Raw genomic sequence first — 21,155 nt, forward strand, 5'->3', positions numbered from 1 at the left:
CGTGGCCGTACCCGCGGCGGACGTCAAAGCCGCCCAAACCCTCCCCCTCGACGCGGTCGTGCGGCGGCGCCGGTTCCGGTTCCTGGCCGGGGGCAAGACCGGCACCGGCCTGGTCGTCATCGTCTTCTTCCTGGTGATCGCGGTCATCGGCGAGTGGATCGCGCCGTACGACCCGTCCGCGCGCAGCAGCGACCTGCTCGAGGGACCGTCCGGACGGCACTGGTTCGGCACCACCCACCTCGGCCAGGACATCTTCAGCCAGGTCGTGGTGGGCACGCGCAGCGTCATGCTGGTCGGGCTGGCCGCCGGGGTGGTGGCGACGATCCTCGCCGTCGTCGTCGGCGTGGCCTCCGGCTACCTCGGCGGCAACACCGGCGAGGGCCTTTCCGCACTGTCCAACGTGTTCCTGGTGATCCCGGCGCTGCCGCTGATCATCATCATCGGCAGCGCGGTGCCCACCGGCGGCGACATCCTGGTGGCGGTGATCATCGGGTTCACGTCGTGGGCGTGGGGAGCGCGTGTCCTCAGAGCGCAGACGCTTTCGTTGCGCGGCCGGGAATACGTCGAGGCGGCCCGGGCGACCGGCGAGTCGACGTGGCGGATCATCTTCTTCGAGATCCTGCCGAACCTGACCGCGGTGATCGCGTCCAGCTTCGTCGGCACGGTGATCTTCGCGGTGATGTCCGAGATCACGCTGGCGTTCGTCGGTGTCTCGGGACTGTCCAACTGGAACTGGGGCACGATCCTGTTCTGGGCGCAGAGCCAGCAGGCCCTCGCGCAGGGCGCGTGGTGGTGGTTCGTGCCGGCCGGGCTGGCGATCGCGATCCTCGGCACCGCGTTGTCCCTGCTCAACTTCGGCATCGACGAGTTCGTCAGCCCGCGCCTGCGCGGCAGCGGCAAGGCGCGCGTGCGCGGCGCCGACGGGCGGACGCACCGCATGCGGGTGGGCTTCACGCCCGTGCTCGGGCGAGAGGAAAAGCCATGATGGACCCGGTCCTGGAGATCAAGGGACTCGACGTCGACTACGGCGTCGGCGACGAGGCCGTGCGCGCGGTCCGGGACGTGCACCTGACGCTGCACCGCGGCGAAGTCCTCGGCCTGGCCGGGGAAAGCGGCAGCGGGAAGTCCACGTTGGCCTACGGGCTGACGCGGCTGCTCGCCCCGCCGGGTGTCATCCGCGGCGGCGAGGTGATCTACCACCCCGCCGACGGCGAGCCCTACGACGTGCTGAAGCTGACGGACAAGCAGCTGCGCGGCTTCCGGTGGGCGGAGACGTCCATCGTGTTCCAGGGCGCGATGAACTCGCTGAACCCGGTGCACAAGGTCGTCACGCAGCTGGTCGACGTCATCAAGGCGCACGAGCCGGGCACGTCCCGCCCGGGCCGGGTGGCGCGGGCGCGTGACCTGCTCCGGCTGGTCGGGATTTCGGCCGACCGCCTGGAGGCGTACCCGCACCAGCTCTCCGGCGGCATGCGGCAGCGCGTGATGATCGCGATGGCGCTCGCGCTCGAGCCGCGGGTCGTCATCATGGACGAGCCGACCACGGCGCTCGACGTCGTGATGCAGCGGCAGATCCTCGGCCAGCTGGTCGAACTGCGGGAACGGCTGGGCTTTTCGGTCCTGTTCATCACGCACGACCTTTCGCTGCTGGTGGAGTTCTCGGACCGGATCGCGATCATGTACGGCGGCCGGATCGTCGAGCAGGCGCCGGCCGCGGACCTCTACCGGGACGCGCTGCACCCCTACAGCCACGGCCTGCTGAACTCGTTCCCCGCGCTGCGCGGGCCGCGGCGCGAGCTGGCCGGGATCCCCGGCTCGCCGCCGGACACGCGGGGGATGCCGTCCGGCTGCGCGTTCCACCCGCGCTGCCCCAAGGCTTTCGAACCGTGCCCCGACCGCGTGCCGCTGCTGGGCACCCCGGGCGACCCGGCGCGCGAAGTCGCGTGCTGGCTGCACCCCGCTGTCGCCCCCTGAACGCCGTCTGCCCTGTCCGGTACCACTGGAGGAGTGCTGCCTTGACCGAGACCACCGCCGCGACCGCCGACCAGCAGGCGCTGATCGACACCCTGCCGCCGGACTTCCGCTGGGGTGTCGCCACCGCCGCGTACCAGATCGAAGGCGCGGTCGCGGAAGACGGACGCACACCGTCCATCTGGGACACTTTCTGCCAGGTCCCGTGGGCGATCGACAACAACGACAACGGTGACGTGGCGTGCGACCACTACCACCGGATGCCGTCGGACATCGAGCTGGTGCGCGAACTGGGCGCGGACACGTACCGCTTTTCCGTGGCGTGGCCCCGGGTCCAGCCGCGCGGCCGCGGCGGCGTCAACGAGGCCGGCCTCGGCTTCTACGACCGGCTCGTCGACGAGACGCTGAGCCGCGGGATCACGCCGTGGCTGACGCTGTACCACTGGGACCTGCCGCAGGAGCTGGAGGACGCGGGCGGCTGGCCGGCGCGCGACACGGCGTACCGGTTCGCGGACTACGCGATGCTGGTGTTCGACCGGCTCTCCGACCGGGTCCGCCACTGGACGACGTTGAACGAGCCGTGGTGCTCGGCGATGCACGGGTACGTGCACGGCGTGATGGCGCCCGGGCGGCGTGACTACGCAGCCGGCCTGCACGCGGTGCACCACCTGCTGCTCGGCCACGGCCTGGCGACGCAGCGGATGCGCGAGGCGGCGCCGGCGGACACGCAGTTCGGCATCACGCTCAACATGTGCACGGCCGACCCGGCGACGGAGTCCGAGGAAGACGTCCGCGCGGCTCGCCAGGCGGACGGCCTCGGCGTCCGCGTCTACCTCGACCCGCTGGTTCACGGGCAGTACCCGGACGACGTCGTGGAGGATCTGGCGTCCCGCGGGGTGAAGCTCCCGATCCAGGACGGCGACCTGGCGATCATTTCGACCCCGCTGGACTTCCTGGGCGTGAACTACTACTTCGGCCAGCAGTTTTCGGGCGTGGACGAGGCCGGCCGCACGGTCGACGACGAGGGCGTCCCGGCCTCACGCACGGTCCCGTTCGGCGAGCCGACGACGGCGATGGGGTGGGAGATCCTGCCGGGCAAGTTCACCGAGCTGCTGACGCGCCTGGGTCGCGACTACCCGGGTCTGCCGATGTACATCACGGAGAACGGCTCGGCGTTCGACGACGACCCGGACTCGTCGGGCTTCGTCCGCGACGAGCAGCGGACGGCTTACCTGGCCTCACACATCGCGGCCGTGGCGGCGGCGCGTGAGGCGGGGGCGGACGTGCGCGGGTACTTCGCTTGGTCCCTTTTGGACAACTTCGAGTGGGCGTATGGGTACGCGAAGCGGTTCGGGCTGATCCGGGTGGACTACGAGACGCAGGAGCGCACGATCAAGCAGAGCGGCTACTTCTACCGCGACACCGTCCGGCGGGTGCGGGGCAGCTGAACGGCGGTGGGGTGAGCCCCACCACGGTTGTGGTGGCTCACCCCATGGTTCCCCCGCCGGTACGTCCCTACCTTCGGATCGGTAGTCGATCCTGGGGGTAGTCATGACCGTTCGCACGGAGATCAGGCCCGCGCCCGCGCCGGAGAGACCGAGCTGGTGGCGGCGGCCGTGGGTGGCGCCGCTCGCGCTGGTCGTCGCCGCGTTCCTCGCCTACTCGATACCGCCGTACCTCACGCTCGATCCCGCGCAGTCGCGGGTGCCCGCGCCCGCCGGGTTCGCGCAGCACTACTGGTTCCTCGTTGCCCACATCGCCTTCGGCAGCATCGCCATCGTCGGCGTCGTCCTGCAGGTCTGGCCGTGGCTGCGGCGGACGCACCCCGTCGTGCACCGGCGGGTCGGGCGCGTCTACGTCTTCGGTGGGGCGATTCCCTCCGCCGTCATGGCCGCGACCATCGGTGCGGTGAGCCCCTTCGGTCCCGTTGTCGCCGCGCTCGACGTCGTGGCTGCCGTGCTGTGGCTCGGCTTCACCGTCGCCGGGTGGCGGGCGGTCCGGGAGCGCCGGTTCGCCGACCACCGGAAGTGGATGGTCCGCAGCTTCGCCATGTGCATGAACACGCTGATGACCCGGGCCCTGTCGCCGCTCGGGTTCCTGCTGGTCTTGCCGCGGGGCGGGGACAAGGAGACGCTGATCCTCAGCGCCGCCACGGTTTCGGCCGCGCTGAGCTTGCTGACCCTGTTGCTGCTCAGCCAGTGGTGGCTCGACCGGACGCCGAAGCGAGCCAGCGGGCGATGATCGTGCGCTGGATCTCCGACGCGCCTTCGTAGATGCGGGGTGCGCGGACCTCCCGGTAGAGGTGCTCCAGCAGGTGCCCGCGGCGCAAGGCGCGGGCACCGTGCAGCTGGACCGCCGAGTCGACGACGAACTGGGCCGCCTCGGTCGCGAACAGCTTCGCCATCGCCGCACGGCCGCCGAGGTTCTGCTCGCCCGCGTCGTAGGCGCCCGCCGCCGCGTAGACCAGCAGGCGGGCGGCTTCCGTGCGGGTCGCCATCTCCGCCAGTGCGTGCGCCACCGCCTGCTGCTTGATCAGCGGGCCGCCGAACGCTTCTCGTTCGCCGGTATGGGAAACCGTGGCGTCCAGTGCCGCCTGGGCCATGCCGACGGCGAACGCGCCGACGCTCGGGCGGAACAGGTCCAGCGTCCGCATCGCGACGGCGAAGCCGCGGTTCTCCTCGCCCAGCAGTTCCTCACGCCGGACCTCGACGCCGTCGAACGTGACCGTGCCGATCGGGTGCGGGCTGACCAGGTCGAGGTGCTCGCCGCCCAAGCCCGGGCGGTCCGCCGGGACGACGAACGCGCTCACCCCGCGCGATCCCGCGTCCGGGGTGGTGCGCGCGAACACCGTGTAGAAGTCCGCTTCCGGTGCGTTGGAAATCCACATCTTTTCGCCGGTCAGGCGCCAGCCGTCGCCGTCGGGTTCCGCTTTCAACGACAGTGCGGCCGCGTCCGAACCGGCGTCCGGCTCGGTCAGCGCGAACGCCGCCACCGCGTCGCCGGCCGCCACCGCGGGCAGCCACTTCGCCACCTGTTCGTCCTGTCCGGACTGCAGAACCGGGTAACTTCCCAAGCCCTGCAACGCGAGCGCGGTCTCGGCCTCGGTGCTCACCGTGGCCAGGTTCTCGCGCAGGATGCACAGGTCCGTCGCGGCGGCCTGCCTCGACGGCGCTCCCGAAGCGACGCCGGGGAAGAGCCGGGCGAGCAAGCCGAGCGCGCCCATGGCCTTGAGGAGCGGGCGGTTCACCGCACCCTCCACACCGGACTCGGCCAGCGGGCGCAGCTGGTCCTCGCCCAGCCGCCGGACTTCCGCGGCGAAGGCCTGCTGCTCGGCGGTCAAAGCGAAAGCGGTCATCGTGGTGCTCCCGGTCGCCAGCGGGCATGGGCGGTCCCCGTAGGGCCCGAACGGACGAGGTCGAGGCGTGGCTCCGGCCCGTCGCTGCGGCCGGTCTGGGGTTTGCGGCTGCCCGCGGCGAACGGCTTCGGCCACGCCAGCGGGTAGTCCTGTTCGGCCGCCGCGTGCAGCGTCCACTGTGGATCGTAGAGGTGCGTGCGGCCCAGCGCGCAGAGGTCCGCGCGGCCGGCCAGGATGAGCGAGTTCACGTCGTCGTACGACGAGATCGCGCCGACCGCGATCACCGCGATCCCGTACTCCTCGCCGATTTCGTTGCGGATCCGGTCCGCGTACGGCGTTTGGTAGCTGCGCCCGTACTGCGGGCGTTCCTCGCTGACGACCTGGCCGGTGGAGACGTCGATGCCCGCGGCGCCGTGGGAAGCGAACGCGCGCGCGATCTCGACGGCGTCGTCGGCGTCGATACCGCCCTCGCACCAGTCGGTCGCCGAGATCCGGACGGTCATCGGCCGCTCGGCGGGCCAGACGGCGCGGACCGCGTCGAGGACTTCGAGCGGGAAGCGCAGCCGGTTCTCCAGCGAGCCGCCGTAGGAATCGGTCCGCCGGTTGGTCAGCGGGGAGAGGAACGACGACAGCAGGTAACCGTGCGCGCAGTGCAGTTCGAGGACGTCGAACCCGGCGCGGGCGGCCGCTTGGGCGCACGCGACGAACTGGTCGCGGATCTCCACGAGGTCCGATGTGGACAGTTCGCGCGGGACCTGGTTGCGCGAGGAGTACGGCACTGCCGAAGGCGCGCAGACTTCCCAGTTGCCCGTGGGCAGCGGTTCGTCGATGCCGTCCCACATGAGTTTCGTCGAGCCCTTGCGGCCGGAGTGTCCCAATTGGACACCGATGCGCGCGGGCGACTGCGTGTGCACGAAGTCCACCACCCGCTTCCAGGCGGCTTCCTGCTCGGGCGTGTACAGCCCGCCGCAGCCGGGGGTGATCCGGCCTTCGGGGGAGACGCAGACCATCTCGGTCATCACCAGCCCGGCACCGCCGAGCGCCTTGCTGCCCAGGTGCACCAGGTGGAAGTCGCCGGGCACGCCGTCTTCCGCCGAGTACATGTCCATCGGGGAAACGATGATCCGGTTCGGCAGTTCCAGCGAACCGAGCCGATAGGGCTGGAACATCGGCGGCCGCGACGTCGTCCCGAGCGACCGGGCGAACCAGTCGTCCAGCTCGGTGGCGAACTCCGGGTCGCGCAGGCGGAGGTTGTCGTAGGTGACGCAGCGGCTGCGCGTGAGGATGTTGAACGCGAACTGCGGCGGCTCCTGGTGCGCGTACTGCGCGATGTTCTCGAACCACTCGAGGCTGGCCTGCGCGGCGCGCTGGGTCGACGTGACGACCGGCCGCCGTTCCCGCTCGTAGGCCTTGAGCGCCTCGGCGACGCCGTCGTTTTCGTGCAGGCAGGCGGCGAGCGCGAGCGCGTCCTCCATCGCGAGCTTCGTGCCGGAGCCGATCGAGAAGTGCGCGGTGTGCGCCGCGTCGCCGAGGAGGACGACGTTCTCGTGCACCCACGTCTCGCAGCGGACGGTGCCGAACGAGACCCACTTCGAGTTGTTCGCCATGACCTGGTGGCCGTCGAGGACGTCGGCGCACAGCTCGCGGATCAGCGCGATGGACTTCTCGTCGCTCTCGCCCGGCTTCAGCGAAGCCGCCGCGACCGGCGCGAACGTCCGCTGCCAGACGTCTTCCTGGACCTCGAGGATGAACGTGCTGCCGTCGCGGCCGTACGGGTAGCCGTGGATCTGCATGATCCCGGCCGGCGTTTCGAGGACGTAGAACTTGAAGGCGTCGAACACCAGGTCCGTGCCCAGCCAGATGTAGCGGCACCGGCGGGTCTCGACGCTCGGCCGGAAGGTCTCGGCGAACCGGTTGCGGACCGCGGAGTTGAGGCCGTCGGCGGCGGCGACCAGGTCGTACCCCGAGAGGTCGGCCGGCGCCTCTTCCCGGAAGTGCAGCCCGACGCCGAGCTCGCCGCAGCGGCTCTGCAGGATGCCGAGCAAGCGCTTGCGGCTCATCGCGGCGAAGCCGTGGCCGCCCGAGGTGGTGACGGTGCCGCGGTAGTGGACGTCGATGTCGTCCCAGCGCGCGAACTCGGCCTTCATGGCGTCGTGGACGGCTGCGTCGGCGTGCTCGATGCCGCCGAGCGTCTCGTCGGAGAACACGACGCCGAAGCCGAACGTGTCGTCCGGGGCGTTGCGCTCCCAGACCGTGATTTCGTGACCGGGACCGAGCTGTTTCGCCAGCGCGGCGAAGTACAGACCCGCCGGGCCGCCGCCGATGACCGCGATACGCACGCCGTCCAGGGTATGTCGTCACCTCTACGACCGTCAATAACGCGAAAGATGGCGTACGGTGGGCGCATGGAACGCATCAACCCGCCGGAGCTGGGGAAGCCGTCCGGGTTCTCGCACGCGGTGGTGGCCGAGGGCCGGGTCGTCTTCCTCGCCGGCCAGACCGCGCTCGACGCGTCGAACAAGATCGTCGGCGACGGCGTGGTCGAGCAGTTCGAGCGCGCGCTGGGCAACCTGCTGGCGTCGCTGCGCGCGGCCGGGGGTGCGCCGGAGGACCTGTGCAGCGTGACCATCTACATCGTCGACATGCCGGACTACCGTGCCCACGCGCGCGAGATCGGCCGGGTCTGGAAGCGGCTCGCGGGCACGGAGTACCCGGCGATGGCGGGCATCGGCGTTTCCCGGCTTTGGGACGAGGAAGCGTTGGTCGAGGTCCAGGGGTTCGCGGTGCTCAGCCGAGGTTGATCGACTTCGCGACGTAGGTGCGTGCCGGGGTTTCCAGCCGCCGGTGCAGCTCGAAGAACAGCTCGGCCGCGCGGATGCCCGACCAGCCGGGCGGCAAGAACTCCGCAGGCAGGCCCGGGTCGAGGTAGGGCATCCGCCGCCAGCCGGTCAGCACCCGGACGTAGTCGGCGAACGCCTCGCCGTCGGGCACCGGCTTGCGGCGCTCCCAGCGGCGCAGCGCCGGGCCGTGCTCGTCGAGGAACGTCGTGTACAGCTCGTCCAGCCGGTCGAGGTCCCACCAGTCGCGGACCTTCGCGGCGACGTCGCCGAACGCCAGGTGGTCGGCGCGGAACAGGTCGGCGTACCCGGCCAGGCCGAGCCGGGTCAGCGCCTCGGCGGCCACCCCGTGCAGGTGGGCCGGCGCGATCCAGACGCCCGACGCCGCCGTGCCGAAGCCCATCCGGGCCAGCTGGGTGCGCAGCAGGTGACGCTTGTGGCGCTCGGTCTCCGGCACTGAGAACACCGCGAGCAGCCAGCCGTCGGCCGGAGTGGCGCGGTCGCGGCGGAAGATCCGCTCGTCGCCCTCGCGCAGGATCTCGCGGGCTTCGTCGGACAGCTCGTAGCCCGCCGTCGCGTCCCGGCGGACCGCTTCGAGGATGCCGCGCCGCTTCAGCCGGGAGATCGACGAGCGCACGGCCGGCTCGTCGACGCCGACGGCGGCGAGCAGGTCGATCAGCGAGGCGACCGACAACCAGCCGCCTTCGGTGCGCGAATAGAGGCCGTACACCGTCACGATGAGCTGACGCGGCTGGGCCGATCGGCCGGAGCCGTCCAGTTCGGTTGCGTCGGGTACGGCCGTCATCGGGCCACAATACAACTCGGGTCCCGGCCGCTCCGCTACGATTTCGCCGCGATGCTGCCAGCCACCAAGGGGATCTTCGACCGGCTCACCCGCCGCGGGCGCCTGATGACCAAGCGGGCCTGCGACCGGCAGGGCCACGTCGTGCGCGCGGGACGGTTTCTCTTCCGCACCCCGACCGCGTGGGAGTATGCCGCCGCGGTCGCGTGCGGCAGCGATCCGGCCGCCCAGCGGTGGCTGGGCTGGCAGGCCGATTCGATCGTCGACCAGCCGGCGCGCGCCGACGCGCTGCGGGTCGTGCCCGGCACCGGCCCGGACTGGGCGTCGCCCGATCCGCAGTCGGTCGACCTGGTGATGATCGACGTCGAGGCCAACCGCTGCGTCGGCCTGGTGAGCGTGCACACCGGCGAGGACGGCGGCCCGGAAACCGGCGGCTACCTCGCCCCGGACTACCGCGGCCGCGGTCACGGCCGGGTGCTGTTCGCGGCCGGGCTGGTGCTGGCGCACGACCACCTGGGCCTGCCGCGGGTGCGGGCCGGCGCCGAGGTGGGCAACGTCGCCAGCGCGCGCTCGCTGCAGGCCGCCGGGCTCGCCCGGGTGGCCGGGCCGCCGACGTACCGGCTCCCGGACGGCCGCGTCACGGAGGCGTGGTGGTTCCAGCACGCCGTCCCGCGGCCCGTTCACTGCGGTGGGCCGCAGGCGGCGTGGTTCCCGGTGTCGCTGCTCTGATGCTTGAGGGGGTTCCGGGTGGCGGAGCCCCCGGCCCGGGGCGAAGCCCCGGAGGGACACTGACTTCGGCCGTGGACGAAGTTTTCCGCGGCTAACTTCGCCGTATGACTTCGCTTTCCGCTCCGGTGCCACCCGTTCCCGTCGATGTCCCACTCGGCAGCGTCGCGTGGCTGCGCGCTTCGGTGGCCCGGTTCAGCAATGGTCCCGACCACGTCCGGCGGCGCGCGCTGGCCGTGTCGTTGCTGGCGTCCGTGGGTGAGCTGCGGGACGAGGCTTTCGCGCGCACGCAAGGGATCGTGGCCGCGCTCGGGGAGTTCGACGTGATGGCCGTGGTCGCGCGGCCGGTGCCGGTCGGGGTGCTCGCGTCGGCGCTGGGCCTCCCGGACGTCTCGGCTGACGTGGCGCTGGTCGCGGCCGCGTACCACCCCCACGTGACGCCGGCTGCCGCCGCCGAAGCCGCGGTGGGACGGCTGATCGCCGCGTGCGGTCGGGCGGACGAACACGCGGCCGCCCGGATCGGCCTGCTCGTCCAGGCCTGCGACGCCACCGCCGGGCTGATCGGCAACGAGCTTTCCGCGTCGCTGTCCGGAAAACCGGTCGGGCAGCCAGTGTTGTCCACGCGTCGCCGGGTCGACGGTGACGACGTCTCGGTGTCGCTCGCGGGGACGCCGTTCGGCGCCGGACCCCGCGCCTGCCCGGGTGCGCGGCACGCGAGCGCCCTCGCGACCGGCGTTCTCCAGGCGCTGCAGGGGTTTCGCCTGACAGAAACGGAGACGTCGTGGGTGCCGGCGCCGAATCTCCGGATGCCCGCGCAGCTGTGGGTGACCCGCGGCCGGGCAGCCGGTGGGCTCTGCTAAGACTTACCGCGTTCATTTCCTTGGGGGAAAGGCGCGAAATTGCTGTACATGGACGGACTGCTGGGCATCTTCACGCTCGGGCTGTGGATCTTCTGCCTGGTCGACGTGATCACGACCGACGAGTCGTCCTGCCGCAACCTGCCGAAGGGGCTGTGGCTGCTGCTCGTGCTGGTGGTGCCGCTGGTCGGGTCGATCATCTGGCTGGTCGCGGGCCGGCCGCAGCAGGTGGCGCGGGTGCGCGGGCCGTACGAGCGCAACGCGCCGGCGTACCCGGAGTACGACCGTCCCGGGCGGTTCGCGGCGACGAGCGCGGACGACGACGACGAGTTCCTGCGCAAGTGCCGGGAACGCGCGGAGGCGCAGCGGAAGCTGGCCCGCGAAAAGCGTGGCGAGGACTGAAGTCCGCTAGCAGGCGGGGCCTTCGCACGTGCCGCGTTCGTAGGCCTCGAGGGTCGCGATCACCAGCTGCCGCTCGGCCGGGCTCAACGGCGTCAGCGCGTCGCTCCACGCCTTCGCGCCGCGGGCCAGCCACGCGTCGACGGCCGGGCGCTTGTCCGGGGTGATGCTGACGATCGTGCGGCGGCGGTCGGCCGGGTCCTCGTCGCGGTTCAGCACGCCCTGGCGGCTGAGGTCGCCGACCATCAGGCTCGCCGTCGTCGGGGCGACCTGGAGGCGGGTGGCCAGCTCGGTGACCGTCATGGGGCCGTCGAAGAGCAGGTACGACAGCAGCGAGAGGTGCCGCGGCGCGAGCGCGCAGCCGTCGAGCTCCGCGGGCACCGGCGTCCGCTTGGCGCGGCCGACCAGGCGCGGCATGAGCAGCAGGAGCTGCCGGACGCCGTCCTCGACACTCGGGCCGGGCTGCGTTGACACCGCTCACCTCCGGTCGGTAGTTTTGTTTGCAAAGCAAACGCTTCGGCTCGTTCCGAGCGTACCTCGCGGAGCGAGCCTACCGGCCAGAACAGGGGATCCCCATGACCGCACCAGCCGACATGAACGACTTCAACAAGCAGGTCGTCGAGGAGTTCCGGGCCAACGGAGGCAAGGTCGGCAACTACTTCGAGGGCAAGAACGTGCTGCTCCTCACGACAACCGGCGCCAAGAGCGGCGAGCCCCGTCTCTCGCCGCTGGTGTACACGACCGACGGTGACCGTTACGTGGTCGCCGCGTCGATGGGCGGGGCCCCGAAGAACCCGGCTTGGTACCACAACCTGGTGGCGAACCCGAAGGTCACGCTGGAGGTCGGCACGGAGAAGTTCGAGGCGACGGCCACGGTGATCGCCGACCGCGCGGAGCGGGACCGCCTGTATGCGGGCATGGTCGCGCACGCGGAGGGCTTCGCGGAGTACGAGACGAAGACCGACCGGGTGATCCCGATCGTGGTCTTGGAGCGCTGAGAGACCGAGGTCGCGGGCTCGGCGGGTTGCCGAGCCGCTTCCCGCTCGACCGGCGCGGGGGTGTCGGGCGAGCGCGGGTGCGGGCCGGTGGTTCAGGGGAACTTCTGGGCCGCGGGGGTGGCCGGCGGCTCAGGCGCCGAGGTTGCGGGCGGCTCGGCAGGTTGCCGGGCGCCTTCCGCTCGGCTGGCCGGGGGTGGGTCGCATTGGCCGAGCGACCGGGGCGCGCAGGGGAGCGGGCCGGTGCCGCGGGAGAACTTGCGGGCCGTGGCGGGGGTGGTCGGCGGCTCAGGACGCCGAGGTTGCGGGCGGCTCGGCAGGTTGCCGGGCGCCTTCCGCTCGGCCGGCCGGGGGTGGGTCGCATTGGCCGAGCGACCGGGGCGCGCAGGGGAGCGGGCCGGTGCCGCGGGAGAACTTGCGGGCCGCGGCGGGAGTGGCCGGCGGCTCAGGACGCCGAGGTCGCGGGCGCGGGCCGGGGCTCGGACTCGACGCGCGGCTCGGCGGGCTGTCGAGCCGCCTCCCGCTCCGCGCGCCGCTCTTCCTTCCTCGCGATCAGCCGCTTGCCCACGTCGATCAGCGGCTTCTCGACCCAGCGGTGGATGAGGTCCGCGATCGCCAGTCCCACCAGGAACACCACCACCGCGCTCGTCGTGTGGATGCGCGCCAGGCCCGGGACCGCCTGGATGACCGCGAAGTGCACCGGTCCCTGCAGCAGGTACAGCGAGTACGACCGCTCGCCCACGAAGCGCAGCGGGGCCGTGCCCATCAGCCAGCGGGTCGGGCCCGGGCTGACCAGGACGATCAGCAGCAGCATCGCCGCGAACGCGTACGCCACCAGGAGCCACAGGTTCTGGCCCGAGCTGTTCCACAGCGTGTCCAGGTTCGTGTGGAAGACCACGAACCCGACCACGATCGGGATCGCCGCCAGCGGGTGGGTCAGCGGCTTCAGCAGCGCGTAACCGCGGCGGTAGTGCAGCAGGATTGCCAGCAGGCAGCCGGCCGCCAGGATGAAGTAGTGCACCGTCGAGCGGTAGATCGGGACGTTCGCGCCGTGCAGGAGCCAGCCGCCCGTGGTCAGGGGGACCAGGGCCAGCAGGATCACCATCGCCGCGCCGACCAGCAGGAACTTGCGCTTCGCCGCGCCGATCCCGAGGAACACCAGCAGGAACGGCCAGACCAGGTAGAACTTCTCCTCGATCCCCAGCGTCCACGAGCCGCTGAAGAAGTTGTCCGTGCCGTTGGTGAACGACGGCAGGAACTCGTTGAGGAACGTCAGGTAGAACCGCAGCGCGTTCGGGAAGTCGCGGGCGTGGAATTCGCCGCGCAGCGCCACGAACGCCACGATCCCGCCGAGGATCACCAGGTACGGCGGCAGGATCCGGAACACGCGCCGGATGTAGAAGTTCGACAGCGAGATCCGGCCGGTGCGGTCCTGCTCGCGCAGCAGCAGCGTCGTGATGAGGAAGCCGGACAGCACGAAGAACAGGTAGACGCCGACCCAGCCCGACAGCCACGTCCAGTTCTGGCCGCCGAAGTGGAAGAAGATCACCATCGTCGCGGCGATCGCGCGGAGGCCGTCCAGACCGGGGAACCGCCGCGTGCCGAGGTAGTCCTCGTGGCTCATCGTGCGCAAGTCGGTTCCCCCGTCGGTGTGATCGTCCGGGCGAGTATAGGACGACCGCTTACTCCGCCTTTGCCTCCGGTCCGGCCGTCCGGAGGGTGCTCCGAACGTCGTAACGGCGCTTGAGCTCCCCGAGCCGGCGCAGGTCCGCGGCCGGGTGGACGCCCTCGATCGTGGCGTGCTCGCCGTACACGAAGGGCAGCAGCCGCCCGGTGGTCCACGGCGCCAGCGCGTCGAACAGCTTCGCGTGCGTGCTCCGGACGGCCGCGACCCCGCCGTCGCCGACCACCGACAGCGCCCGGACGACGAACTCCGCCGAGCTGTCCCAGCCCACGCCCGCGATCCCGGCCGGCCGGGAAAGCGCGCCGCCCAGCCGGTCGATGATGAGCACCGGCGGCGTGGCCGCACCCGGGCCCGCGTGCTCGACGACGGCGTCGAGCATGGCGTCGTTCAGCTGCGAGACGGTCGCGTTGGTGCCGTGGTAGCCGTGCGGCTGCCGCGGCTCGGCCGCGATCGACCCGGACTCGGTGAACGGCATGACCTTGAGCGTGTCCATCAGGACCGGCGCCGCGGACCGCAGCGGCGCGACCAGCTCGTCGCCGTCCTCGCCCAAGTAGGCGATGCGAACCTGCGCGATGTGCCGGCCGCGCAGCGGTTCCGGCAGCACCGGGAGGTCGGGGTACTCGACCATGGCCAGCGACGTCGTCAGCGCGTCCGGCGCGGCCGCCGACCACGTGCGCCAGGCCCGCAGCACCGCCGGCACGTCGTCGGGACCGAAGTAGAGGCTGCCGCCGTAGAGCCGGTCCACCGGGAAGAGGTCGAACTCCATCGCCGTGACGACGCCGAAGCTGTCGCGGCCGCCGCGCAGCGCCCAGAACAGGTCCGAGCCGGGCTCGACGCGCTGGAGCTCGCCGTCCGCGGTGACGACGTCGAGGGCGCGGACGTGGTCGGCGGCGCGGCCGTACCGGCGGGCCATCAGCCCGAAGCCGCCCGCGAGCGTGTAGCCGACGACGCCGACGTCCGGCGACGAGCCGCTGAGCGGCGCCAGGCCGTGGGCTCCGGCCGCTTCGATGACCTCGCCCCAGCGCACGCCCGCTGCCACCCGGGCCGTCCGGGCCGAAGCGTCGATTTCCACGCCGGTCAGCCGGCGGGTGCTGATCAGGAGGCCGTCGGTGCCCGCGGTGAGGCCGTGCCCGGTGGCCTGGACCGCGACCCGCAGGTCGTGCTCGGCGGCGTAGCGCACGGCGTCGACGACGTCCTGGGCGCTCTCGGCGGTCACGACGACCGCGGGTGCACTGGGCACCGCCGTCTGGAACCCGGCGACTTCTTCGGCGTAACCGTCCTGACCTGGGCGGAGGGTGTTCATCTCGGCTCCTTTCGTTCGCTGCTTCCAGCTTCGGGCCGAACCGATCAGAAGTCCAAGATCTGATTTGTCTGCCAGTTAGAATCAGTGCTTATGGAACTGCACCAGCTCGCCTACTTCGTCGCGGTCGCCGAGGAAGGCAACTTCACGCGCGCGGCCGAGCGGCTGCACGTCGCCCAGCCCGGCGTGAGCGCGCAGGTCCGGCGGCTGGAGCGGGAGCTGGGGCAGGAACTGCTGGACCGCTCCGGCCGGACCGTCCGGCTCACCGACGTCGGCGCCGCGGCCCTTCCGCACGCCCGGGCCGCGCTCGCGGCGGTGCAGGGCGTGCGCGAAGCCGTCGACGAGCTGGCCGGGCTGGTCCGCGGCCAGGTCGCGATCGGCGCCGTGACCTCGGCGGGCCCGGTCCGGCTGCCGGACCTGCTGGCCGGCTTCCACGAGCGCTACCCGGCCGTCGAGATCACGCTGTCGGAGGCCAACTCCGACACGATGCTCGCGGCGCTGCGCGAAGGCCGCCTGGACCTCGCCGTCGTCGGCCTCTCGACGGACCCGCCGCCGGGCATCGCGACGCAGGTCCTGCTGGACGAGCCGTTCCTGGCCGTCACCGCGCCGGACGGGCCGCTCGACCGGGCCGAGGTCGACATCCGGGACCTCGACGGCCTGCCGCTGATGGCGCTGCCGAAGGGGACGGGCCTGCGCACCGCGCTGGACGCCGCCTTCGCGCGAGAGGGACTGACGCCGCGGATCGCGTTCGAGGCGGCCGACCCGAACGTCCTGGTGCAGCTCGCGGTGCGCGGCCTCGGCGTCGCGATCGTGCCGGAGTCCCTCGGCCGCTACCACCGGACCGAGCTGCGGATCGTCGGGATCGCGGGACCCGGCCTGCGCGGTGTGCTCGCGCTGGCGTGGCGGACGGAGGGCCCGCTCAGCCCGGCGGCGCGCGCCCTGATCGCGTTCGCCCGGGCCGCCTACCGCTCTTGACATACCGTCAACAGGCGCGGTTCCCTGGGAGGCGACCCCAGGAGGCGAGCCCGTGGCCGAGACCGCCCTCCACGACGCCGTCATCGGCGCCGGGCTGCTGGCCGGCAGCGCGAACGTGATCATGCAGCTCGCCCGCGCGCCCGTCGGGTACGGCGTGCTGGAGAGCCGGGTCGAGAGGGGCAACCTCTTCCGCCACCCGGTGAAGCGGACCCGGACGACGCTCACCTACCTCGCCGTCGCGACGATGGGGACCGACGCCGAGCGCGCGGCCTACCGCCGCGGCGTCAACGCGGCGCACGCGCAGGTCCACTCGACCGACGGGAGCCCGGTCGCCTACAACGCCTTCGACCCCGGCCTCCAGCTGTGGGTCGCGGCCTGCCTGTACAAGGGCTTCGAAGACATCTACCTCGCGTTCGTCGGCGGCGAGCCCGGGCACTTCTACCGCGAAGCCGCTTCGCTCGGCACGACGCTGCAGGTGCGTGCGGAGATGTGGCCCGCCGACCGCGAGGCTTTCGAGGCGTACTGGGCGGCCGAGCTGACCGAAGTCGGCATCGACGACACCGTCCGCCGCTACCTCACCGCCATCGTCGACCTGCGGTTCGTGCACCCGGTGCTGGCCGCGCCCGGCCGCCGGTTCCACCGCTTCGTCACCACCGGCTTCCTTCCGCAGCGCTTCCGCGACGAGATGCGGCTGCCGTGGACCGCCGCCGACCAGCGGCGGTTCGACGCGCTGCTCGGCGCGATCGGCCGGGTCGTGCGGGTGCTGCCCACGCCGGTGCGGCGGTTCCCGTACAACCTCTGCCTGTGGACCTGCGCCGCCGGCTGCGCACCGGGCGTCCGCTGGTCTGAGCCGCCCCGGCTACAGTGTCGGGTCGGCAAAGCCACCCGAGGGGAACCCATGACGGCGATCGAGGCTGACGCCCGGCCCGAAGAAACCGCACCCGCCCGGACCACCCGCCGCGCGCCGCTGATCGTGGTCTCGCTGGTCCTGCTCGCCGCGTTCCTCGTCGGCGCGTGGGCGGCCTGGTTCTTCACCATCGACGACGCCTTCATCAGCTTCCGCTACTCGGCGAACCTCGCCGACGGGCACGGGCCGGTGTGGAACGTCGACGGCCCGCGCGTCGAGGGCTTCACGAACTTCGCGTGGGTGGTCTGGTCGGGGCTCGGCGCGTGGCTGGGGCTCGCGTTGCCGCTGTTCACCAAGGTGACGTCGCTGCTGCTCGGCTTGGGCACGCTGTACCTGCTGATCCGCGAAGGCCACCGCCGCGCGGGCCTCACCGGCGTGCTGGTCGGCGCGGGCGCGTACGTCGTGTTCCTGCCGACCTACTTCCACCTCACGGCCGGCCTCGAGACGGCCGCGTTCGCCGCCGTGCTGCTGCGGATCGTCGTGCTCGGCCTGCGCGTGCCGGCGAACGAGCGGGTCCGGACGTGGGAGCCGCCGGTGCTGCTGCTCCTGCTCGGCATGCTGCGGCCCGAGGGCGTGCTGGCCGCGCTGCCGGTCGTCGCGCTGTGGTTCTGGCGCGAACGCGGCCGCGCGTCGGCGCGCTGGTGGACGCTCGCGGCGGCTGTCGTCGGCGCGGGCTACTTCGTCTGGCGCTGGCGGTTCTACGGCCAGCTGCTGCCGAACACCTTCTACGTCAAGTTCGGCCACCTCGACTCCGGCTGGCTGTGGACCAAGCACACGACGGTGCTGCTGCTCCCGCTCCTGCTGCTGACACTGTCGCTGCTGCTCCGCGCGGCGACGCGGGCGATGGGCGTGCTGCTGGTGGTCACCGTGGCCGTCACCTACGTGACGTACGCGGTGTCCGGCCCGACCATGGACTACCTCGACCGCTTCGCCGACCACGCGATCCCCGTCCTCTGCCTGGGCGCCGGGATCGCCGCCGGGACGCTGAAACCGCGTCTGGTGGGCGCGCTGCTCGGGCTGGTCGCGGTCGGCTGGTCGGCCGTCGGCGGCGCGAGCGCGCCCGACCTCGGCGTGATCGCGAACTACGGCCCGGACCTGCAGCGCGCGCACATCGCGATCGGCAAGGGCCTGGCCGAGGCCGACGTCCCGCCGGCCGCCCGCAGCCTCGCCGTCACCGACGCGGGCGCGATCCCGTACTACAGCGGCTGGAACTCGATCGACTACATCGGGCTCAACGACGCGGCGATCGCCCGCGGCGCCGACCCGACCGAGGTCGTCATGAAGGCGCGGCCGACGGTCATCGTCGTGACGGCGAACGGCCCGGACCCGTCGGGCACGCGCTACGGCTTCGACTTCGCGAAGGCGACCGCGGGCTACGAGAAGGTGTCCACGGTCGAGATGCGCGCCGGGTACTGGCAGAACGTCTACGCGCTCCCGCAGTACGCGGCGACGATCGGGCAGCACGTCCAGGCGCGCGCCGACGCGGCCCGCCAGACCAACGACCACGACCGCGCCGAGGACACCGTCGACCGCTGGCTCGACCGGCTCCGTTCGCAGCTGCCGTTCTGAGGTTGACCGCTTCGCGCCCGAGGCGCGAGGGTGGGCCGATGAGCGGCGAAGAGGTTCGGCACGGGGTCAAGCTGAGCAGTCTCGACCAGGAGGTCTTCCCCGACGCGGGGGTGACCAAGCGGGAGCTGCTCGACTACCTCGAAGCCGCGTCCGAGCGGATGCTGCCGGAGCTGCGCGACCGGCTGCTGACCGTGCTGCGGGTGCTGCGCGGGCAGGGCCCGTTCATGCAGAAGAACCTGCCGAAGTACACGCCGGACTGGGTCGAGCGGGTGTCGGTGTGGGCCGAGACGTCCAAGCGGGACGTCTCGTACGCGCTCTGCAACGACCTCCGCACGCTGATCTGGTTCGGCAACCAGCGGGCGATCGAATACCACACGTCGCTCTACCGCGGCGGCCCCGAGCACGGCCCGACGCACCTGATCCTCGACCTCGACCCGCCCGAGGACGGCCCGTTTTCGCTGGCCGTGGGCGCCGCGAAGCTGGTCCGGGAAGCGCTGCGCAACGACGGTCTCGACGGCGCGGTGAAGACGAGCGGGTCCAAGGGCGTGCACGTCTTCGTGCCGCTCGCCCCGGGCCAGCCGACCGAGGACATCGCGGCGGCGACCCGGGCGGTCGCGGCCCGCGCCGAGCGGCTCGACCCGGCGCTCGGCACCACGGAGTTCGTGCGGGAGCGCCGGGAAGGCAAGGTCTTCCTGGACTCGACGCGCGCGGGCGGCGCGACGGTCATCTCGGTGTACAGCCCCCGCCACCGCCCGGGCGTGCCGGTGTCGTTCCCGGTCGCGTGGGCCGAGCTGGACGGCGTCAAGCCCGGCGACTTCACGGTGCACACGGCACCGGCGCTGCTGGCGAACGGCGACCCGTGGACGGCGGAGATGCCGGAGCCGTTCGTGCTGCCGGAAGACCTGGTGGCGGAGGGGCACACGATCCCGATCGCCCGGGTGGTGGCGATGCACGAGGGCAAGCGCCGAGCCCGGGCGGCTCGCGAGTCAGGCTAAGCCGCCTGGTTGCCGCGCCAGGCCTGGCCGTGGAAGGGGCGGGGGAGCTGGACGATCCGGCTCGGCTCGGCCACCCGGTGGCGGGCCAGCCACACGACGTCGCGGCCGAACGACCACGTCAGCGACCCCAGCGCGACCGCGACCAGCGCGAAGACCACCGCCAGCGGCAGCAGCCCCGACACCGCGACCACCAGCACCACGCCCTGGACCGCGGCCACCGTCTTGCGGGCCATGCTCGGGTACAGCGGCGCCGTCAGCCACGGCATCGACCAGGACGCCGCCACGAACACGTACCGCATCAGGCCGATCGCCAGCACCCACAGCCCGAGCGTCCGGGACACCTGGATGCAGAGCAGCAGGATCAGGAACGCGTCGACCTCCATGTCGAACCGTGCGCCGAACTCCGACGTCGTGCCGGTGCGGCGGGCGACCTGGCCGTCGAGGCCGTCCAGGAGCAGGGCCACGCCGGCCAGCCCGACCAGCCACGCGACGGACAGCCCGCCGTCGGCGACGAGCTCCGCGGCGCACCCGACGAGCGTCGCGCGGGCGAACGTGATCCAGTCCGCCGGGCCGAACGCGGCGCGGCCGGCGCGGCGCAGGCCCCACTCGGTCAGCAGCACGAGGGCGATCCCGAAGGTGAGCCCGGTGGCCCAGGCCAGGGGGGACAGGCCCGCGACGACCCCCGCGGCGAGCACCCACGCCGGCACCACCGCGCGCAGGAGAAGGTCCTGTTTGATCATCGTCGACTCCGCGAATTGCTCATAGGGTGGCGACACCAGCCTCCGGTCGCCCGCTGAGGAGAAACACGTGGAACAGGCTTTCTGGGTTCAAAAGCCCGGTGTCGGGGAGTTGCGGGAGGAGCGGCTGCCCGAGCCGGGACCCGGCGATGTGCTCGTCCGCACGCTCTGCTCCGGCGTCAGCCGCGGCACCGAAACGCTCGTCTTCCGCGGTGGCGTCCCGGCGAGCCAGCACGACGTCATGCGCGCGCCCTTCCAGGACGGCGACTTCCCCGGCCCGGTCAAGTACGGCTACCTCAACGTCGGCGTCGTCGAACGCGGGCCGGCCGAGCTGACCGGCCGGACCGTCTTCTGCCTCTACCCGCACCAGACCGCGTACGTCGTCCCGGCGAGCGCGGTGACGCCGGTGCCGGACGGCGTCCCGCCCGGCCGCGCGATCCTGGCAGGCACCGTCGAGACCGCGGTGAACGCCGTCTGGGACGCGCGGCCGCGGCTCGGGGACCGGATCGCCGTCATCGGCGCCGGGATGGTCGGCGCCAGCGTCGCGAAGCTGCTCAGCGGCTTCCCGGCCACGCGCGTGCAGCTCGTCGACGTCGACCCCTCGCGCGCCGACATCGCCGAAGCACTCGGAGTCGACTTCTCGACCCCGGAACGCGCCCACGGTGACTGCGACCTCGTCGTGCACGCGAGCGCGAGCGAGGCCGGGCTCACCCGCGCGCTGGAGCTGCTCGCGCCGGAAGGCGAGGTCGTCGAGATGTCCTGGTACGGCGACCGCCGGGTCGCCGTACCGCTCGGGGAGCACTTCCATTCGCGGCGCCTGGTCATCCGCAGCAGCCAGGTCGGGACGGTCGGCCGCCCGGACCGCAGCTACGCCCAGCGGCTGGCCGTCGCGCTCGAGCTGCTGGCCGATCCGGCGTTCGAAGCACTGGTCAGCGGCGAGTGCGCGTTTGAAGATCTGCCGTCCGTGCTACCCCGGCTGGCCGGGAATGAACTTTCCGCGCTTTGCCTCCGTGTCATGTATCAGCCGCAGTGACCACGTCCACCCG

At 72.1% G+C, this 21,155-nt stretch carries 20 protein-coding genes and 1 pseudogene; 14 read left to right on the forward strand and 7 right to left on the reverse strand.

Annotated elements, in window-relative coordinates; all coding sequences use genetic code 11:
• The first annotated feature begins 1 nt into the window (after window position 1).
• The 4 genes from ACLJQM_RS08785 (at window position 2) to ACLJQM_RS08800 (ending at window position 4,212) form a co-directional block, all read left to right on the forward strand.
• Window positions 2-985, forward strand: coding sequence for an ABC transporter permease (locus ACLJQM_RS08785; RefSeq protein ID WP_360777340.1), 984 nt, complete (start codon window positions 2-4; stop codon window positions 983-985).
• Window positions 982-1,974 carry an ABC transporter ATP-binding protein gene (locus ACLJQM_RS08790; RefSeq protein WP_360777338.1) on the forward strand — a complete coding sequence of 331 codons (993 nt, stop codon included), beginning with the start codon at window positions 982-984 and terminating at the stop codon, window positions 1,972-1,974. The genes ACLJQM_RS08785 and ACLJQM_RS08790 overlap by 4 nt, the downstream gene beginning before the upstream one ends.
• Window positions 1,975-2,015: 41 nt before the next feature.
• Complete coding sequence (locus tag ACLJQM_RS08795; RefSeq protein WP_360777336.1) at window positions 2,016-3,419, forward strand: GH1 family beta-glucosidase; 1,404 nt, start codon at window positions 2,016-2,018, stop codon at window positions 3,417-3,419.
• A 172-nt stretch (window positions 3,420-3,591) separates the two neighbouring features.
• Entirely contained in the window at window positions 3,592-4,212 is a 621-nt protein-coding gene (locus ACLJQM_RS08800) for a DUF2306 domain-containing protein (RefSeq protein ID WP_410630813.1), read from the forward strand.
• Here the strand turns inward: ACLJQM_RS08800 and ACLJQM_RS08805 are convergent.
• Window positions 4,163-5,326, reverse strand: a complete 1,164-nt coding sequence (locus tag ACLJQM_RS08805) for an acyl-CoA dehydrogenase family protein (protein WP_360777334.1) — start codon at window positions 5,324-5,326, stop codon at window positions 4,163-4,165. The two genes, ACLJQM_RS08800 and ACLJQM_RS08805, sit on opposite strands and share 50 nt — an antisense overlap.
• Window positions 5,323-7,665 (reverse strand): bifunctional salicylyl-CoA 5-hydroxylase/oxidoreductase, encoded by a 2,343-nt coding sequence (locus ACLJQM_RS08810; RefSeq protein ID WP_410630697.1) that lies wholly within the window; start codon window positions 7,663-7,665, stop codon window positions 5,323-5,325. Before ACLJQM_RS08810 ends, ACLJQM_RS08805 begins: the two co-directional genes overlap by 4 nt.
• A gap of 66 nt (window positions 7,666-7,731) precedes the next feature.
• Here ACLJQM_RS08810 and ACLJQM_RS08815 point away from each other — a divergent pair, with 66 nt between their 5' ends.
• Window positions 7,732-8,127 carry a RidA family protein gene (locus tag ACLJQM_RS08815; RefSeq protein ID WP_360777330.1) on the forward strand — a complete coding sequence of 132 codons (396 nt, stop codon included), beginning with the start codon at window positions 7,732-7,734 and terminating at the stop codon, window positions 8,125-8,127.
• Here ACLJQM_RS08815 and ACLJQM_RS08820 read toward each other — a convergent pair.
• On the reverse strand, window positions 8,114-8,968 hold the full coding sequence (locus tag ACLJQM_RS08820; RefSeq protein ID WP_360777328.1) for a PaaX family transcriptional regulator C-terminal domain-containing protein: 855 nt from the start codon (window positions 8,966-8,968) through the stop codon (window positions 8,114-8,116). The genes ACLJQM_RS08815 and ACLJQM_RS08820 overlap by 14 nt on opposite strands.
• Before the next feature lie 51 nt (window positions 8,969-9,019).
• Here ACLJQM_RS08820 and ACLJQM_RS08825 point away from each other — a divergent pair, with 51 nt between their 5' ends.
• From ACLJQM_RS08825 to ACLJQM_RS08835, 3 genes are all read left to right on the forward strand, one after another.
• Complete coding sequence (locus ACLJQM_RS08825; RefSeq protein ID WP_360777326.1) at window positions 9,020-9,694, forward strand: GNAT family N-acetyltransferase; 675 nt, start codon at window positions 9,020-9,022, stop codon at window positions 9,692-9,694.
• Window positions 9,695-9,798: 104 nt separating this feature from the next.
• Window positions 9,799-10,551 carry a hypothetical protein gene (locus tag ACLJQM_RS08830; protein WP_410630698.1) on the forward strand — a complete coding sequence of 251 codons (753 nt, stop codon included), beginning with the start codon at window positions 9,799-9,801 and terminating at the stop codon, window positions 10,549-10,551.
• A gap of 39 nt (window positions 10,552-10,590) precedes the next feature.
• A complete protein-coding gene (locus ACLJQM_RS08835) occupies window positions 10,591-10,950 on the forward strand; it encodes a PLDc N-terminal domain-containing protein (protein ID WP_410630699.1) in 360 nt (119 codons plus the stop codon).
• Window positions 10,951-10,956: 6 nt separating this feature from the next.
• Here ACLJQM_RS08835 and ACLJQM_RS08840 read toward each other — a convergent pair whose 3' ends face one another.
• Window positions 10,957-11,421 (reverse strand): MarR family winged helix-turn-helix transcriptional regulator, encoded by a 465-nt coding sequence (locus ACLJQM_RS08840; RefSeq protein ID WP_247018112.1) that lies wholly within the window; start codon window positions 11,419-11,421, stop codon window positions 10,957-10,959.
• Between the two features lie 101 nt (window positions 11,422-11,522).
• On the opposite strand from ACLJQM_RS08840, the gene ACLJQM_RS08845 reads away from it, so the two are divergent.
• Window positions 11,523-11,945: a nitroreductase family deazaflavin-dependent oxidoreductase gene (locus ACLJQM_RS08845; RefSeq protein WP_247018113.1), complete on the forward strand. Its 423-nt coding sequence runs from the start codon at window positions 11,523-11,525 to the stop codon at window positions 11,943-11,945.
• A gap of 442 nt (window positions 11,946-12,387) precedes the next feature.
• On the opposite strand, the gene ACLJQM_RS08850 is transcribed toward ACLJQM_RS08845, so the two are convergent.
• The gene (locus ACLJQM_RS08850) at window positions 12,388-13,566 is read right to left on the reverse strand and encodes an acyltransferase family protein (protein WP_410630815.1); all 1,179 of its coding nucleotides are present in this window, start codon (window positions 13,564-13,566) and stop codon (window positions 12,388-12,390) included.
• 58 nt (window positions 13,567-13,624) lie between these two features.
• Window positions 13,625-14,929, reverse strand: coding sequence for an FAD-binding oxidoreductase (locus ACLJQM_RS08855; protein ID WP_410630700.1), 1,305 nt, complete (start codon window positions 14,927-14,929; stop codon window positions 13,625-13,627).
• A gap of 90 nt (window positions 14,930-15,019) precedes the next feature.
• Here ACLJQM_RS08855 and ACLJQM_RS08860 point away from each other — a divergent pair, with 90 nt between their 5' ends.
• The 4 genes and pseudogenes from ACLJQM_RS08860 to ACLJQM_RS08875 all read left to right on the forward strand — a co-directional run bounded on the left by ACLJQM_RS08860 (window position 15,020) and on the right by ACLJQM_RS08875 (window position 19,372).
• Entirely contained in the window at window positions 15,020-15,901 is an 882-nt protein-coding gene (locus tag ACLJQM_RS08860) for a LysR family transcriptional regulator (protein WP_360777318.1), read from the forward strand.
• A gap of 52 nt (window positions 15,902-15,953) precedes the next feature.
• Window positions 15,954-16,750, forward strand: a pseudogene (locus ACLJQM_RS08865) (oxygenase MpaB family protein).
• 49 nt (window positions 16,751-16,799) lie between these two features.
• Entirely contained in the window at window positions 16,800-18,377 is a 1,578-nt protein-coding gene (locus tag ACLJQM_RS08870) for a hypothetical protein (RefSeq protein ID WP_410630701.1), read from the forward strand.
• A 38-nt stretch (window positions 18,378-18,415) separates the two neighbouring features.
• Window positions 18,416-19,372 carry a DNA polymerase domain-containing protein gene (locus ACLJQM_RS08875; RefSeq protein ID WP_410630702.1) on the forward strand — a complete coding sequence of 319 codons (957 nt, stop codon included), beginning with the start codon at window positions 18,416-18,418 and terminating at the stop codon, window positions 19,370-19,372.
• Here the strand turns inward: ACLJQM_RS08875 and ACLJQM_RS08880 are convergent.
• Window positions 19,369-20,112 carry a CDP-alcohol phosphatidyltransferase family protein gene (locus ACLJQM_RS08880; protein ID WP_410630704.1) on the reverse strand — a complete coding sequence of 248 codons (744 nt, stop codon included), beginning with the start codon at window positions 20,110-20,112 and terminating at the stop codon, window positions 19,369-19,371. The genes ACLJQM_RS08875 and ACLJQM_RS08880 overlap by 4 nt on opposite strands.
• Before the next feature lie 67 nt (window positions 20,113-20,179).
• Between ACLJQM_RS08880 and ACLJQM_RS08885 the strand changes: the two genes are divergently transcribed.
• On the forward strand, window positions 20,180-21,142 hold the full coding sequence (locus tag ACLJQM_RS08885) for a zinc-dependent alcohol dehydrogenase (protein ID WP_410630705.1): 963 nt from the start codon (window positions 20,180-20,182) through the stop codon (window positions 21,140-21,142).
• Window positions 21,143-21,155 lie beyond the last annotated feature (13 nt).

It is taken from the genome of Amycolatopsis sp. cmx-4-83 (genome assembly GCF_046548815.1).
GTDB lineage: Bacteria > Actinomycetota > Actinomycetes > Mycobacteriales > Pseudonocardiaceae > Amycolatopsis > Amycolatopsis pretoriensis_A.